Source organism: Gimesia panareensis, from assembly GCF_007748155.1.
In the GTDB taxonomy this organism is placed as follows: domain Bacteria; phylum Planctomycetota; class Planctomycetia; order Planctomycetales; family Planctomycetaceae; genus Gimesia; species Gimesia panareensis.
Map to the genome: position 1 here is coordinate 4,529,731 of NZ_CP037421.1, position 13,773 is coordinate 4,543,503.

Consider the following 13,773-nt stretch of genomic DNA (forward strand, 5'->3'; position numbering starts at 1 on the left):
TCTCAGTTCTGCTGGGACTGCTTCTTCTCGACCGAGTCGCTCTGCAGTGAAGAAGGGCGGAGATCATCTTCTTTGATCAACCTCTGATTTTGTTTCTGCAGTTGTAACGCTTCCTCGCGTTTTCCTGTCAGACCAGCAGCCCTGGCCAGGGCCGAAATGTAATGACGATCGGTCTGGTGCTCCGCATAGAGCGGCTTCAGCAGGGCATAAGCGGCCTCGCCCTTACGCTGATAAATCAGCAGGTCCGCTTTGATCAGCAGACAGTCAAAGTCATGGGGGGCGATCTTGAGCGCCTCATCAATATGCTTGAGGGCGGCCTCCAGTTTTCCCCGGTTCCGGTCGATCGTAGCCAGGTAGCGGAGAGCCGTCGTCGAATCGGGCTGTTGCTCCAGGCACCAGCGGGCTTCCCGTTCCGCAGTTGTCAAATCTCCGGTATACAGGGCTGCATAAGCCATGCTTAAATGCGCCGGATAGGAATCGGGATCGAGAAAGAGTGCCTGCTTGAGCGGCGCCAGCATTTCGCTGGTTCGCCCCGCTTTCCTGAGGATCTCAGCCATCAGCAGTTGATTGTCTGCCTGGTCCGGATCCAGTTCCACACAACGCCTGGCATATCTGAGGGCGCGGCGATAGCGTCCTTCCTGCAGGTAGAGTCGCGCCAGCGCTTCCTGATACGCGATCTGCTCCGGAAATTCACGCACCAGAATCTGCAGGGCCGGTTTTGCCCGCTCGGGGAGATTCTGCTCCTGCGCAATTTCAGCAATGGCGGCCACCGCATCGAAATAGTGAGGATGGCGGGACGTCACGTGCGAGAAGTTTTCCAGTGCCTGAAAGGGAGCCCGGTGTCGGATCAGCTCCCCTAACTGATAATGCGCAAATTCATCGTCGGGGTGTGCCTGCAGATAAGCGATCAGTTCCTTCTGCCGGGTTTGATCCGGTTTCTGTTTGACAGGAGTCTGCGAACCTGAAGAGTCGGTAGGAGAAATGGATTCACCACGTCCCCACCATAAAAACAAGCCCAGAGCACCACACCCGAATACAGCCACGATCGTCCCGCTCGACCAGAATTTTTTGGGGGCCGGATGAAAAGAGCCGAAAGGCTGATCCGGTTCAGACGGAGTATTCATCATTCAGAGTGGCTTTGAGTGGATGGCTGTGAGTCGCTGTTACCTTCTATCAATGTATAATGCCTGCCCGGCTGTAATCCAGTCCAGATCTCCGATTTCCCGCCTTGCCAGGTAACTTTCGCCGACACAGCAGCACTATGCCCCCCCAGTCCGGTCAGAATCCGGCCCTCATCGGCGGATAGATAACTGCTGCTCCCCTTCCTGAGCCGCATCAGTTTTCGTTTCCCGACATTGACTTCCACAGTCGCCCCAATCCCACTCCGATTCGATTCTCGCCCCACCAGTTGTAAGGAGAGACTATGACCGGCGGAGCGGCTTTGATTCTGCAGCAGTACCAGTGGCTGATTCAGATGAGAGACGGCCAGATCAGCCAGACCGTCCCGGTTAAAATCAGCAACTGCGCTCCCCCGCCCCACTTGTTTGGTCTGAAAGAAAGCGCCTGCAGACTCAGAAATCTCACGGAAGCGGGATCCGGATTCATTCTTAAACAGTTGCGGTTCCTGCTCGAAAGGCTCGCGTTTCCCCAGTTGCGCCAGCCGGTCGTGCACATGTCCGTTGGCGACAAACAGGTCTTCCCAGCCGTCGTTGTTCAAATCCACAAACGATGTTCCAAACCCCAGCCGGACACGACTCGGCGCAGCCAGCCCGGTCTCGTCAGTCACGTCCAGAAAAAAGAGCTCGCCTTCGTTGCGGTAGAGCGTATTCGTTTCGCCAAAGTAATTGGTCACGAACAGATCCAGTTTGTCATCCCCGTTATAATCGGCACCGGCCAGTCCCATTCCCGCTTCCCGGTCGCCCGCCCGATTGAATGCCAGACCTGCAATCAGGGCCTGGTCGGTGAAGTGTCCGCGTCCATCATTAATCCAGAGCTGGTTCGCCACCGAATCATTGGCCACATAAATATCCTGATCTCCATCCAGATCATAATCAGCGGCAAAGACTCCCAGTCCCTGCCGCGGAGTTTCCGCATGCAGGCCTGCCTGCTTTGAAACGTCCAGAAATTTTCCATTTCCCAGATTTCGATAAATCACATCATATTCACCGGGCACGTACCGGGGATGACAGACAAAATAAAATCGTGCGCCATCTACCCGACGGCTGCAGATGGGATAATGCTCCCGATCGATCTCCAGGTAGTTGGCGATATACAAATCCAGCAGGCCATCACCATCCAGATCGGACCAGGTACAGCTGGCACCATACCCCGGATGATCGACGTGCGCCGATTGCGAAATGTCGGTAAATGTCCCGTCACCGTTGTTGGCATACAGCTGGTTGCGACCAAAGACGCTGACGTACAGATCATCAAATCCATCGTGATCATAGTCACCGACAGCGATGCCCATCGCATAACCAAAGCCCGTCAGGCCGGAAACCTGTGTCACATCCTGAAATTGAGTGCCTGCTGCATTGCGAAACAGACGGTTGGACCATTCCAGATCCGTATCCTGTTTCTTGCGTAGCGCAGACTCCCATTCTTCTCCCTGACCACAGAACAGGTCGGGAAAACCGTCATTGTCATAATCGAGCCAGCCGACTCCCGATCCCATCATCAGATGCAGGTGCCGCTTGACGGTCAAAGGCGAACGATGCTGAAAAGCCAGTTGCACGGCCGCGGTGACATCCTGCAGGAGGATCTCCCCTGCAGGCTCATCAGCCCGGATCGGCAGGTGACTGTTCCACTGCAGAATGAGCAGCAGGTAGAATGCCCAGACCAGTCGTTCAGACAATCCTGTGAATAATCTGAGCCTAGAAAGGAAATTGATCATCCAGTTCTGCCTCGGAGAGTTCCACCAGAAACTGGGACAGACGCTCGACCAGAATCTGCATCAGTTTTTCCCCTTTTTCTGCCGACGCCTGATGGGGATTTCCGGATCCGGTATTGGTCGTCAACAGATGCCAGGGACGTGTAATGCTGACCCAGCCCGAATTGACGGCGGTAAAGCGGGTCGGATTTGTGGCCCCGTCATCGGCGAGTAGAGCACCAGTTTGCAGATCCCGAGCGACCAGATGGGGGAAGTAAGCCAGTGCCAGTGACGTTTCCATTTCGCCCGCATGATCATCGGGATTCTCGAAGATCTGAGGTTTCACGTCCGCGGTCGTCCCCCGGAACCAGTCGGCCAGAAAGATCTGCACCGGAGTGGAACCGTGCAACTCCCTCAGCAGCGGTTTGAAATCGTTTCCGCCATGGCTGTTTAAAATCAGCAGTTTATGCACGCCATGATTTGCCAGGGAATCGACCAGATCCGAAATGATTTGCCCCAGCGTCGATGGATTCACATTCATCGACAGTGGAAAAGCACTCTGATTGGTCTCGGTGCCGTAGGGAATGGGAGGCAACATCACGACCTTTGCCCCGCGCTGAAAAGCTGCCTCGCAGACACGGGAGCCGATGGCTTCCGCTTCGAAAGTATCAGTCCCGTAGGGTAGATGCAGATTATGTGGTTCGGTGGCCCCCATCGGCAGAACCGCCACTTCATACGAATATTCTTTTACATGCGCGTAGTTGGTTTCGGATAAAATCCAGGGACGCATGGCAGGTTCAGCAGCCACTCAGTTCTCTCCTCACTTGGTGTCATCTGAAGATCATTCAACGAGAACACTCATGTTAACAGTTCCTGCAGCCAACCTCATTCATTTTGAGTGTGGATCAGGCATTTCCTAACAGACTATCCTTGTTTGACCCTGTATTCCAGACAGAGACGCGTGTATACTTAACAGTTCAATAAATTCCATTCCCCTCATTTGCAGGACCTCCTCCGATGTCCAACTGGTATTTCAAGTCGGGAAACAAGACAACCGGCCCCCTCACCCTGCTGGAAATGATTGAATTCGCGGCTGAGGGAAAGATCCAGGAAACGGACCTGGTGCGGGAAGGTCTGTCGAATGATTTTGTTCCTGCCAGTCAGATTCCGGAATTGAATTTCAATACAGACATCGATACCGAAGATTCAGAAATCCCCCTTGAATCACTTCCACTTCCTGAGCCCCGGCAGAGACGTGGTTCCTCGAGTTTGATCTTCAAACTTGTTGCCCTGGCAGGCTGTTTTTTCCTCTTTATTTTTATTCTGAATGTCGTGACTCATGAAATGCAACAGAGTCGAGATTATGCCCGTCGACTCAGTTCGTTAAATCAGCTGAGGCTGATTGGCCTGGGAGTGATCAATTATGCTTCCACAGCAAATGGTTATCGACTTCCGGTCAATGCCAGGCCGACGGAAAAGTCACCCCGCCATGGCTGGCTGACAGCGATTCTGCCTTATATCGGAGAAACGGCCCTGTATCAGCAGATCGACTTTGACCACTCCTGGTCAGCTCCTGTGAATCATGACATCTTCCAGCAGAAGTTATCGCTGTATTTGAATCCGGCCATCTCAGAGGTCGTTTCCCCAGAGGGCTACGGGTTGTCGCACTATGTGGGGAATGCGAATCTGTTCAATCGAGATCAGGGGCTGGACATGGGTGCGATCACAGACGGACTTTCATCAACGATTATGATACTCGAAGCGGGAGAGAACTTTGATCCCTGGGGCGCCCCGGCCAATGCCGTTATCCCTTATCAAATCATGGGACCCGGTAACAAGCCTCCTTTTTCCAACGGTCGAAACGTGATCTTAGCGGACGGAGCCGGGCGATTCATTTCTGACAGTACCGATCCTGCGGTACTCAAAGCGATGAGTACTCCCGCTGGAGGAGAACCAGTAGAAGTTTACGAAGCCGCTTTTCCTTAAAAGCAACCTATGGCAGAGACCAGCCAGGGGAACTCACCTGTCCCCGACTGATCAGTTCAAAACAACCGACGACCATTTCGATGCAAGACAAAAACGAGGAGTAGCCAATCATGAATTCTCCCTCCGAACAGTTACCAGTTGATCCATTGAAGTCGACTGAGTTTACGCCTTCTGCCGCAACCCTGATCGTCATCCTGGCAGGGTGTCTGTTTTCCGGGCTTCTGCTGTGGTTCCTCTTCCAGGACATCCTGCAAGGCAAGTACCGACAAACTACAATTAACCCGGCAGCTTGTCCGAGCAACGTCGTTTCGACCCGGACTCAGCCGGAAGTTCCAACCTCTCCCCTGGAACGTATCCGACTGGCCACGAATCAGTCCCAATCAAAACAGCATCTGAATCGAATCGCATTGGCTGTGCACAATTATCATTCGACCTTTGGAGTACTACCACCGGGTAGAACAGAAACGGAATCTGGCACTCCCTATCACGGCTGGCAGACTTCAATCCTGCCCCACATTGACCAGTATGAACTCTATGACCAGATCAATTTTGACCGGCCCTGGAATGATCCTCAAAATTATAAAGTGTTTCAGCAGCAGGTGCCCGAATACCTCAACCCCGCGATTCAAGAGAAAGTCGCCCCCGATGGCACGGCCCTGTCTCACTATGTGGGGAACAGTCTGCTGCTGAAGAAAAATCAGAGCATGCCGTTTGAAAGTATCTCAGATGGGAGAGACTATACGATCCTGGCCGTAGAACGAGGTAACAATTTTCATACCTGGGGAGATCCGGCATCACTGGCAGACCCGCAACAGATCATCGGCCCGGATCAGATTTCTGCTTTCCCCGATGGAACTCAGGCCCTGATGTCGAGCGGCGCGGTACGATTCCTCTCCAGAGACATCGATCCTGCCATTCTCAAAGCACTGAGTACCCCGGACAGCAATGATTCAACCGGTGATTTTTAACCGGCGCCCTTAAAATAATACATCTATCAGATGTGTCAGCAGTCAGATTGCATTTCTTTTACTTCACCGTACAAATATACAAACTTTCTACTATTGCTCTGTACCCCTCTCTCACCGCCCGGTATGCTGAACGGAGACTGATATCAATTTCAAAAGGAGCTCAGCAGCATGACTAACTGGTATGTCAAACGCGGTAATGAAATTGCCGGCCCTCTGACACAGGAACGCGTCAAAGAACTGGCCGCGCAGGGAAAAATTCAGGCGACTGACCTGGTCCGCAAAGGAGAAGACGGCTCTTTTATTGAAGCCAGCCAGATCCCCGGTCTGCTCCCGGAAGAGGATGATTTTGAATCCGTCTCCTCATCCAGCCAGACAGCACCGAAAAAAAATAATACGATTTTAATCGTCGTCCTCGTCGTCCTGGGCGGGGGTGGAGTCCTGTTCGTGATGTTACTGATGGCGCTGCTCCTGCCTGCAGTACAACAGGCTCGTGAAGCAGCCCGCCGATCGCAGTCCAAAAATAACCTGAAGCAAATTGGACTGGCCTTGCACAATTACCATGACGCACATCGTGTCTTTCCTCCCGGCGGTACTACCAAAACAGATGGCACACCATATCACAGCTGGCAGACTTTTATCCTGCCCTTCATGGATCAGGCGCCACTCTATAACCGGATCGATTTTCGGGAGACCTGGACGGCCCAGCAGAACCAGGGCCTGTTTAAACAGGAAATTCCCCAGTACCTGAATCCCACGATTGAAGAAACAACCACTCCCGAGGGATTTGGACTGTCGCATTATGTCGCAAACAAAAAAGTAATGGGAACAAACAGTTGGCTGCGGTTTCGCGATATTACCGATGGTACCTCGAATACAATCGTGGCCTTCGAAGCAGCGGATCATTTTAAAGCCTGGGGAGATCCCACCAATTTTGGTGATCCCGTCGACTACATCGGCTCGGGCCACAAAACGCCTTACCGGGGAGGTGGTCATGTGTTGCTGGGGGATGGCAGTGTGCGGTTTGTTTCTGAAAACATAGATCCTGCACTTCTGGAAGCACTCAGTACTCCTGATGGAGGGGAGCGTGTGGGAGAGTTTTAAAACTCAAAAAGATTGATCTATATGGCTGACTGGTACCTGAAACGAGACGAGGAAATCACCGGTCCCTACAGTAAACAGGAACTGCGCGAATGGTATGCCACAGGCAGGCTTAGTACGGCGGATCTGATACGAGAGGGAGAGACCGGTTATTTCATCCCGGCAGGTGGGAACCCCGGTTTCTTACGGGAACTGCAAGCTGAAATAATTCAGCAAATTCATTTCGCCAGTCTACCATCCAGCAGAAAACGGCTTCCCCTGCTCCCGATCATCGCGATCCTGATCGGTCTTCCCTGCCTGGTGTTCTTTATTCTGATCAGTTTCAATGTCATTCACATTGAGCAGACCAGGGGGGAAGCACGCCGTTCACGATCAAAGTATAATCTGAAACAGATCGGTGCTGCACTCCTGCAGTACCATGACGCTCATCAAACATTCCCTCCAGGGGCAATCATCGCTGAAGACGATGCCCCCCGGCACAGCTGGCAGTCCTTAATTCTGCCCTATCTGGATCAGCGGAGACTATACCAACAGATTGATTTCGAACTCCCCTGGAACGCCCCTGACAATCAGCGGGTATTTCAGCAACAGGTTCCTCAATACCAGGCTGACTGGATCGAAGAAAAATCTTCTCCGGAAGGCTATGCTTTATCACATTATGTGGGAAATGAAAAGTTATTGAAAAACAATCAGGGCTTCCGCCTCAGAGAGATCACTGATGGCGTGTCCAATACGATCGCTGCTGTGGAACGGGGAGCTCCCTATCAGCCATGGGGCAATCCGACCAATCTTGCAAATCCAACTGAAATCATTGGACCAGGTAATAAAACATTGTTCCCTGGTGGGAATCACGTACTCTTCTGCGATGGACGAGTTCAGTTTATCTCCGAAGACATTGATCCCACAGTTCTCAAAGCACTGAGCACACCTGACAAAGGCGACGATATCGGCGATTTCTAGTGTCGGGCTTCGTAGAGCTGAACGACCACGCCGTCCAGAAAACTGGCCAGTCGGTTGGCAGCCCGGGAGGCATCGCCGCGCATCTTCCACATTTCCTTGATGCTTTCCGGCCGCTTGAACACCGCCCCCAGGGCGGCTCCGGCACGGACGGCACCGGTCTCCCCTAAAATGGAGAGCACTTCCTGGGGCAAATCGACTGAGCAGTCATCGCTGATGGCCCGGATGGCCATGAACCCCCGCTTCTCCGCCTGACAGACCTGCGCGACCGCGAGGCTCTCCAGATCGACTGCCAATGCTTCAAACTGCGCGGCCAGTTTCTGTTTTTCCTCAACCGTCCTCACGATTTCGTCGGCATTGAGAATCCGTCCGACATAGAGCCCGTGTTCCGGATCTTCCGGGAAATGCACGTCGTTCTTCAGTTCCTGTCCGTGCAGATCACAGACGGAAGTCGCAACAACAATATCACCCACTTTCATCCCGGGTTGCAATGCTCCCGAGAATCCTACCGAGAGCACCCAGGGAGGCGAGTGCGCGTCGATCAATGCCTGGGTGGCAGCACGGGCGCGGGCAAACCCCACTCCCGTCTGCACCACTGCGACTTTGATTCGATCCAGAAAACCGCCCCGAAACACATACGAACCGCCGGTGTACTTTTTGACGTGCTCACACCGATCCAGAAACGGCTGGATCTCCATCGGCAGAGCACAGACCAGCCCTATATCCGCATGTGCTTTATCGACTTGGGGTTGATTCAAGAGGCGTGTTCCTGTTCGAACTGACTCATCATCTCGATTAACTTATCCACACCCGCTTCAGGGAAGGCGTTATAGATACTGGCACGCATGCCCCCGACACTGCGGTGTCCTTTCAGACCGTCCAGTCCGGCGGCAGTCGCCTGGGCGATGAACTTCGCATCCAGATCGGCGTCTCCGGTGACGAACGTCACGTTCATCAGCGAACGGTCTTTCTTCGCAGCAGTCGCGTTAAACAGCTTGCTCTGTTCCAGGTAATCATACAGTTTACCCGCTTTCGCCTGGTTTTTCTGCTGCATCGCTTCCAGTCCGCCCTGGTCCTTCAGCCACTGCAGGACCTGTGCCAGGATATAAATCCCGAAGGTCGGCGGTGTATTGAACATGGAACCCGCTTCGGAGTGTGTGCGATACTGTAACATGGTCGGAATGTCGCTCGGTCCCTGCTCGATCAGATTGTCACGGATGATAACCAGGGTCACACCGCTGGGGCCCAGGTTCTTCTGAGCACCGGCGTAGACGATCCCGTATTTCGAGATGTCGATCGGGCGCGAGAAGATATCACTGCTGGCGTCGCAGACCAGCGGTGCATCGCCGGGAGCGGCAGGCTCGCTGGCAAACTCGGTCCCGTAGATCGTGTTATTCGAAGTGAAATGCACGTAAGCCGGGTTATCGCTGAAAGCGACTTCTTCCGGGATATAAGAGAAGTTCTGATCTTCACTGCTGCAGGCAATGTTGACGTTGCCGAACAGTTTGGCTTCTTTGACTGCTTTTTTCGACCAGGAACCGGTGACGAGATAGTCGGCAGTCTGATCTTTGGAGAGCAGGTTCATCGGAACCATGAAGAACTGGGTCGAGGCTCCCCCCTGCAGAAACAGAACTTTATAATTATCAGGTACTGCAGCGACTTCACGGCAGAGGGCTTCAGCAGCTTCGTACACAGCCAGGAACGCTTTGCTGCGGTGTGAGTGCTCCAGAATCCCGATGCCGGTATCGCCCAGTGAAATCAGATCTTTCTGAGCCTGCTCGAGAACGGGTAATGGGAGCGCTGCTGGTCCCGCAGAAAAGTTGTAAATTCTTTCTGTCATTTTAGATATCTCAACATCATTTGCGGGCGAAAAATATGGGCTTCGCCCTGAGTAACCAGAGTGGTGTCAATAATACCGACGAGACTCTTCCTCTTGGAAGCATCCTTGAGGATAATGGCGCGCGTTCGCTTGTGTTGCCATTCAGCATCGATATTATGGAGTCTGGTTTTCTTCATAAATGGAGCGAAGCCAAATAATCCAGAATTCCCAGGAATAGTGTCTTTTCAGACCTGGAATCACAGGTAACCTGAAGTGATCCGCCCGCTCGTTGGCGTCACTGGCCTGTCGATTCAGGTTCGCTGGACCAATAGTCATGTTTTCGGCAAGCAATTGCCCCGTTTGATTGATCTGTTATTTAATGTCACAATCTCCCAATCCATTATCCCGAGGGCCCCGCGTCCAGTCTTTTCAACCTCCCCAGGGCGACCTGACCATCATGGCCGGTTCAGGCAATCCGGCTCTCGCACAAGCGATTGCTGATGAGTTAGGCATCCGCCTGACCCCTTGTGAGGCGCACCAGTTCAGTGAAGGGAATATTTTCGTCCGTATCCTGGAAAACGTCCGCGGACGCGATGTATATATCATCCAGGGGGTCCACTCACCGGTGAACGACAACTTTGTGGAACTTCTGTTCTGGATCGATGCCCTCAAACGGGCCAGTGCCCAGCAGGTCACCGCGGTCATCCCCTTCTTCAGCTATGCCAAGGGAGACAAGAAAGACGAGCCCCGCGTTTCCATCCGGGCTCGCGTTTGTGCGGATGCGATCGAAGTTGCGGGAGCCGACCGCGTGCTGACTATGGATTTGCACAGTCCCCAGATTCAGGGCTTTTTCTCCGTGCCCGTTGATCATCTTTACGGGCGGCACGTCATCAGCGAACATATCCGCAGACTCAAAATTGAAGATCTGGTCGTCTGCAGCCCCGACGTCGGCTTTGCCAAGGAAGCGTCCGATTTCGCCAAGCTGCTGGGTGCGCCGGTCGTCATTGGAAATAAGATGAGGAAAGATCACACGGAAACGGTCGAAGTGCTGGAAGTCATCGGTGAAGTTGAGGGCAAAAACGTGATCCTCGTCGACGATTTCACCATCACGGGACGCACCCTGATCAGTATGGCGGAACTGCTGAAAAAGAAAGGTGCCAAAGACATCTACGCGGCAGTCACACATGGCGTATTATCCAAAGGGGCCGCCGAACGAATCGGGCAGAGTCCTTTGAAAAAGATGTTCATGACCAATACCATTGAGGCACAGATCGATCCTCTGCCGGATAATATTGAAGTCATCTCGGTTGCCCATTCCTTTGCTGCTGCGATCAGGTCCATCCATGACCGGACCAGCGTCAGCACACTGTTTCCGGAAAAGCGACCGAAAAAGTAGTTCCAAACCGAAGTAGCTCACTGGAAGAGAAAATCAGGACGTATGGCAAAAACAGGCAAGAAGCTGACCCCGATGATGGAACGGTATCTGGAAGTCAAGCGCCAGAATCCGGGAACACTGTTGTTGTTTCGGATGGGCGACTTCTACGAACTGTTCCATGAAGATGCCGAGATCGCAGCCCGCATTCTGGGGATCACGCTCACGAGTCGCGATAAGTCATCGAGTAATCCGATTCCGATGGCCGGGTTCCCCCACCATTCGCTCGACAGTTATCTCTACAAGCTGATCCATGCCGGTTACCGAGCATCCATCTGCGATCAGGTAGAAGATCCCAAAAAAGCCAAAGGGATGGTCAAACGCGAGGTAACCCGCGTAGTCACTCCCGGGACTCTGACCGACGATGCACTGCTCGACCCGCATGAGAACAACTTCCTGGCCAGCATCTACTTTGGTAAAAGCGACATCGGTTTGGCCTGGCTGGAACTTTCCACCGGCCGGTTCCTGACGTCCAACACGACTGCCGAACATCTGGTCGACGAACTGGCCCGGATTCATCCCGCCGAGTGTATTTTCGCGGAAGGCAACACGGCTTTGCAGAATGCCATCGGTCATCTGGAAACCATGCTCACGGAGCGCCCTTCCTGGTCGTTTGCAGAAGATGAATGCGAAAAACGTCTGCTCGAACATTTCGGTACCAAAACCCTGGAAGGTTTCAATCTGGAACAAGGCACCCCCGCCATCACCGCCGCGGGTGCGCTGCTGGAATATGTTCAGGAAACCCAGCGAAGTGCGATTCCTCACATTAACCAGATCGAACCATACGAACGGGGCGATCGCCTGTTGATTGACGAGGCCACCCGCCGTAGTCTGGAGCTGACACGGACAATCCGGGAAGGAAAGCGGGAAGGCAGTCTGATCTCGGTGCTCGATGAGACCGTCACTTCCATGGGAGCCCGGCTGCTCAACGACTGGATTGCGAATCCGCTGACCAGCCTGCCCGAAATCCAGAAACGACTCGACTCAGTCGAAGAGATCTCACAGGATCCCGTACTCTGCAATGACGTACGGGAACAGCTCTCAAAAACCTACGATCTACAGCGTCTGACAGCCCGCATCGCTACGGGCAGAGCCAGTGCCCGAGACCTCAGCTTCCTGGCGCAAACGCTGGCCCTGCTGCCCAAGCTCAAGGCGAAACTATCCGGACGCAAAGCGGAACTGCTGCAGTCTCTGGAAACAGGCATCGACCTTTGTGCCGAGGTGCGAAACGATATTGAAACGATGCTCATCGAAGATCCGCCCCTGACGCTGAATGAGGGAGGCGTCATCCGACCGGGGTTCAGTGATGAGTTGGATGAGCTGCGTTCGCTCTCCAAAGGGGGGAAGGAATGGATTGCCAGTTACCGTAATGACGAAGCCGAACGGGTGGGCATCTCCAATCTGAAAGTTGGTTACAATAAGGTTTTCGGCTATTACCTCGAAGTCTCAGCCGCTCATGCCGCGAAAGTTCCCGAACACTATATCCGTAAACAGACACTGAAAAACCAGGAACGGTACATCACGCCTGAATTGAAGGAATACGAAGAAAAAGTCCTCAAGGCGGAAGAACGTGCGATAGAGCTGGAACAGACCATGTTCGATTCGCTACGGGACCGAGTCGCAAAGGAAGCCACGCGGACCCAGCGGACGGCAGAAGTTCTGGCTCAAATCGACGTTCTGTTCGGGCTGGCTTATCTGGCAACACATGCCGGATACACGCGACCTGAAATGACGACCGATCCGGTGCTCGACATCCGTGAGAGTCGGCACCCTGTCCTGGACCGGCTGCAGCCCTCGGGAGAATTCGTGCCTAATGATGTGCTGCTGGGTGAGCCCTATGGCCGCGTGCAAATCATCACAGGCCCCAACATGGCGGGTAAGAGTACCTATATCCGCCAGGCAGCGTTGCTGACTCTAATGGCCCAGATCGGTTCCTTCATCCCTGCCAGCGAAGCACGCATCGGCATCGCAGACCGGATCTTTGCCCGCGTTGGTGCCAGCGACGAGCTCAGTAAGGGCCAGAGTACTTTCATGGTCGAAATGACGGAGGCCGCTCGCATTCTGAATTCTGCTTCGGACCGGAGTCTGGTCATTCTGGATGAAATTGGACGGGGTACGAGTACCTATGATGGGATCTCTCTGGCCTGGTCGATGACCGAGTTTCTCCACGACCAGATCAAAGCGCGAACACTGTTTGCCACACATTACCATGAGCTCACTGAACTGACACAGTCACTGAAACAGGCCAGCAACTGGAATGTCGCTGTTCACGAGCAGGATGGTGAAATCGTCTTCCTGCACAAAATTGTCGAGGGCTCAGCCAACAAGAGCTACGGCATCCATGTGGCCCGACTGGCCGGCATTCCTGACCTGGTCATTCAACGTGCCAATCAGATTCTGACGACTCTGGAAAAAGACCACGTCGACGATAGTGGCCAAACCACAATTCCTCCCCGTAAACAGAAACAGTCCACGCATCAGCAACTCTCGCTGTTTGGTAACACGCCCCATCCCGTGCTGGACGAAATCCGCGACTTGAATGTGGACGAAATGACTCCCCTGGCGGCTCTGGAAGAACTCTATCGCATTCGCGAGCAACTGAACTGATTTCCATATTTTCTGATTTACCTGCCTGATTACGGTT

The 13,773-nt window shown here is 53.4% G+C and carries 11 protein-coding genes; 6 read left to right on the top strand and 5 right to left on the bottom strand.

The window, feature by feature from the left end; translation table 11 throughout:
* Positions 1-2: 2 nt before the first annotated feature.
* The 3 genes from Enr10x_RS16735 to Enr10x_RS16745 are packed head-to-tail and all read right to left on the bottom strand — an operon-like array spanning position 3 to position 3,677.
* Entirely contained in the window at positions 3-1,127 is a 1,125-nt protein-coding gene (locus Enr10x_RS16735) for a tetratricopeptide repeat protein (protein WP_145450751.1), read from the bottom strand.
* On the bottom strand, positions 1,124-2,854 hold the full coding sequence (locus tag Enr10x_RS16740) for a CRTAC1 family protein (RefSeq protein ID WP_197997256.1): 1,731 nt from the start codon (positions 2,852-2,854) through the stop codon (positions 1,124-1,126). The genes Enr10x_RS16735 and Enr10x_RS16740 overlap by 4 nt, the downstream gene beginning before the upstream one ends.
* Before the next feature lie 19 nt (positions 2,855-2,873).
* The gene (locus Enr10x_RS16745) at positions 2,874-3,677 is read right to left on the bottom strand and encodes a creatininase family protein (protein ID WP_197997257.1); all 804 of its coding nucleotides are present in this window, start codon (positions 3,675-3,677) and stop codon (positions 2,874-2,876) included.
* A gap of 209 nt (positions 3,678-3,886) precedes the next feature.
* Between Enr10x_RS16745 and Enr10x_RS16750 the strand changes: the two genes are divergently transcribed.
* The 4 genes from Enr10x_RS16750 (at position 3,887) to Enr10x_RS16765 (ending at position 7,881) form a co-directional block, all read left to right on the top strand.
* A complete protein-coding gene (locus Enr10x_RS16750; protein ID WP_145450753.1) occupies positions 3,887-4,855 on the top strand; it encodes a DUF1559 family PulG-like putative transporter in 969 nt (322 codons plus the stop codon).
* Between the two features lie 110 nt (positions 4,856-4,965).
* Positions 4,966-5,823, top strand: coding sequence for a DUF1559 family PulG-like putative transporter (locus Enr10x_RS16755; RefSeq protein ID WP_145450754.1), 858 nt, complete (start codon positions 4,966-4,968; stop codon positions 5,821-5,823).
* Between the two features lie 168 nt (positions 5,824-5,991).
* Positions 5,992-6,924: a DUF1559 family PulG-like putative transporter gene (locus tag Enr10x_RS16760; protein WP_145450755.1), complete on the top strand. Its 933-nt coding sequence runs from the start codon at positions 5,992-5,994 to the stop codon at positions 6,922-6,924.
* 21 nt (positions 6,925-6,945) lie between these two features.
* Positions 6,946-7,881 carry a DUF1559 family PulG-like putative transporter gene (locus Enr10x_RS16765; RefSeq protein ID WP_145450756.1) on the top strand — a complete coding sequence of 312 codons (936 nt, stop codon included), beginning with the start codon at positions 6,946-6,948 and terminating at the stop codon, positions 7,879-7,881.
* Here Enr10x_RS16765 and Enr10x_RS16770 read toward each other — a convergent pair.
* Positions 7,878-8,636 carry a phosphorylase family protein gene (locus Enr10x_RS16770; protein WP_145450757.1) on the bottom strand — a complete coding sequence of 253 codons (759 nt, stop codon included), beginning with the start codon at positions 8,634-8,636 and terminating at the stop codon, positions 7,878-7,880. The genes Enr10x_RS16765 and Enr10x_RS16770 overlap by 4 nt on opposite strands.
* Positions 8,633-9,718: a 3-phosphoserine/phosphohydroxythreonine transaminase gene (gene serC / locus Enr10x_RS16775; RefSeq protein ID WP_145450758.1), complete on the bottom strand. Its 1,086-nt coding sequence runs from the start codon at positions 9,716-9,718 to the stop codon at positions 8,633-8,635. Before serC ends, Enr10x_RS16770 begins: the two co-directional genes overlap by 4 nt.
* A 358-nt stretch (positions 9,719-10,076) precedes the next feature.
* On the opposite strand from serC, the gene Enr10x_RS16780 reads away from it, so the two are divergent.
* Both Enr10x_RS16780 and mutS read left to right on the top strand, forming a co-directional pair.
* Positions 10,077-11,093 carry a ribose-phosphate diphosphokinase gene (locus tag Enr10x_RS16780; protein WP_197997258.1) on the top strand — a complete coding sequence of 339 codons (1,017 nt, stop codon included), beginning with the start codon at positions 10,077-10,079 and terminating at the stop codon, positions 11,091-11,093.
* A 42-nt stretch (positions 11,094-11,135) separates the two neighbouring features.
* Positions 11,136-13,736 (top strand): DNA mismatch repair protein MutS, encoded by a 2,601-nt coding sequence (mutS, locus tag Enr10x_RS16785; RefSeq protein ID WP_145450759.1) that lies wholly within the window; start codon positions 11,136-11,138, stop codon positions 13,734-13,736.
* Positions 13,737-13,773 lie beyond the last annotated feature (37 nt).

Excerpts from the sequence above, each read along its gene's own strand:
- Enr10x_RS16735 (WP_145450751.1), bottom strand. The coding sequence starts at position 1,127 with ATGATGAATACTCCGTCTGAACCGGATCAGCCTTTCGGCTCTTTTCAT.
- Enr10x_RS16750 (WP_145450753.1), top strand. The coding sequence starts at position 3,887 with ATGTCCAACTGGTATTTCAAGTCGGGAAACAAGACAACCGGCCCCCTC.
- Enr10x_RS16755 (WP_145450754.1), top strand. The coding sequence starts at position 4,966 with ATGAATTCTCCCTCCGAACAGTTACCAGTTGATCCATTGAAGTCGACT.
- Enr10x_RS16760 (WP_145450755.1), top strand. The coding sequence starts at position 5,992 with ATGACTAACTGGTATGTCAAACGCGGTAATGAAATTGCCGGCCCTCTG.
- Enr10x_RS16765 (WP_145450756.1), top strand. The coding sequence starts at position 6,946 with ATGGCTGACTGGTACCTGAAACGAGACGAGGAAATCACCGGTCCCTAC.
- serC (WP_145450758.1), bottom strand. The coding sequence starts at position 9,718 with ATGACAGAAAGAATTTACAACTTTTCTGCGGGACCAGCAGCGCTCCCA.
- Enr10x_RS16780 (WP_197997258.1), top strand. The coding sequence starts at position 10,077 with ATGTCACAATCTCCCAATCCATTATCCCGAGGGCCCCGCGTCCAGTCT.
- mutS (WP_145450759.1), top strand. The coding sequence starts at position 11,136 with ATGGCAAAAACAGGCAAGAAGCTGACCCCGATGATGGAACGGTATCTG.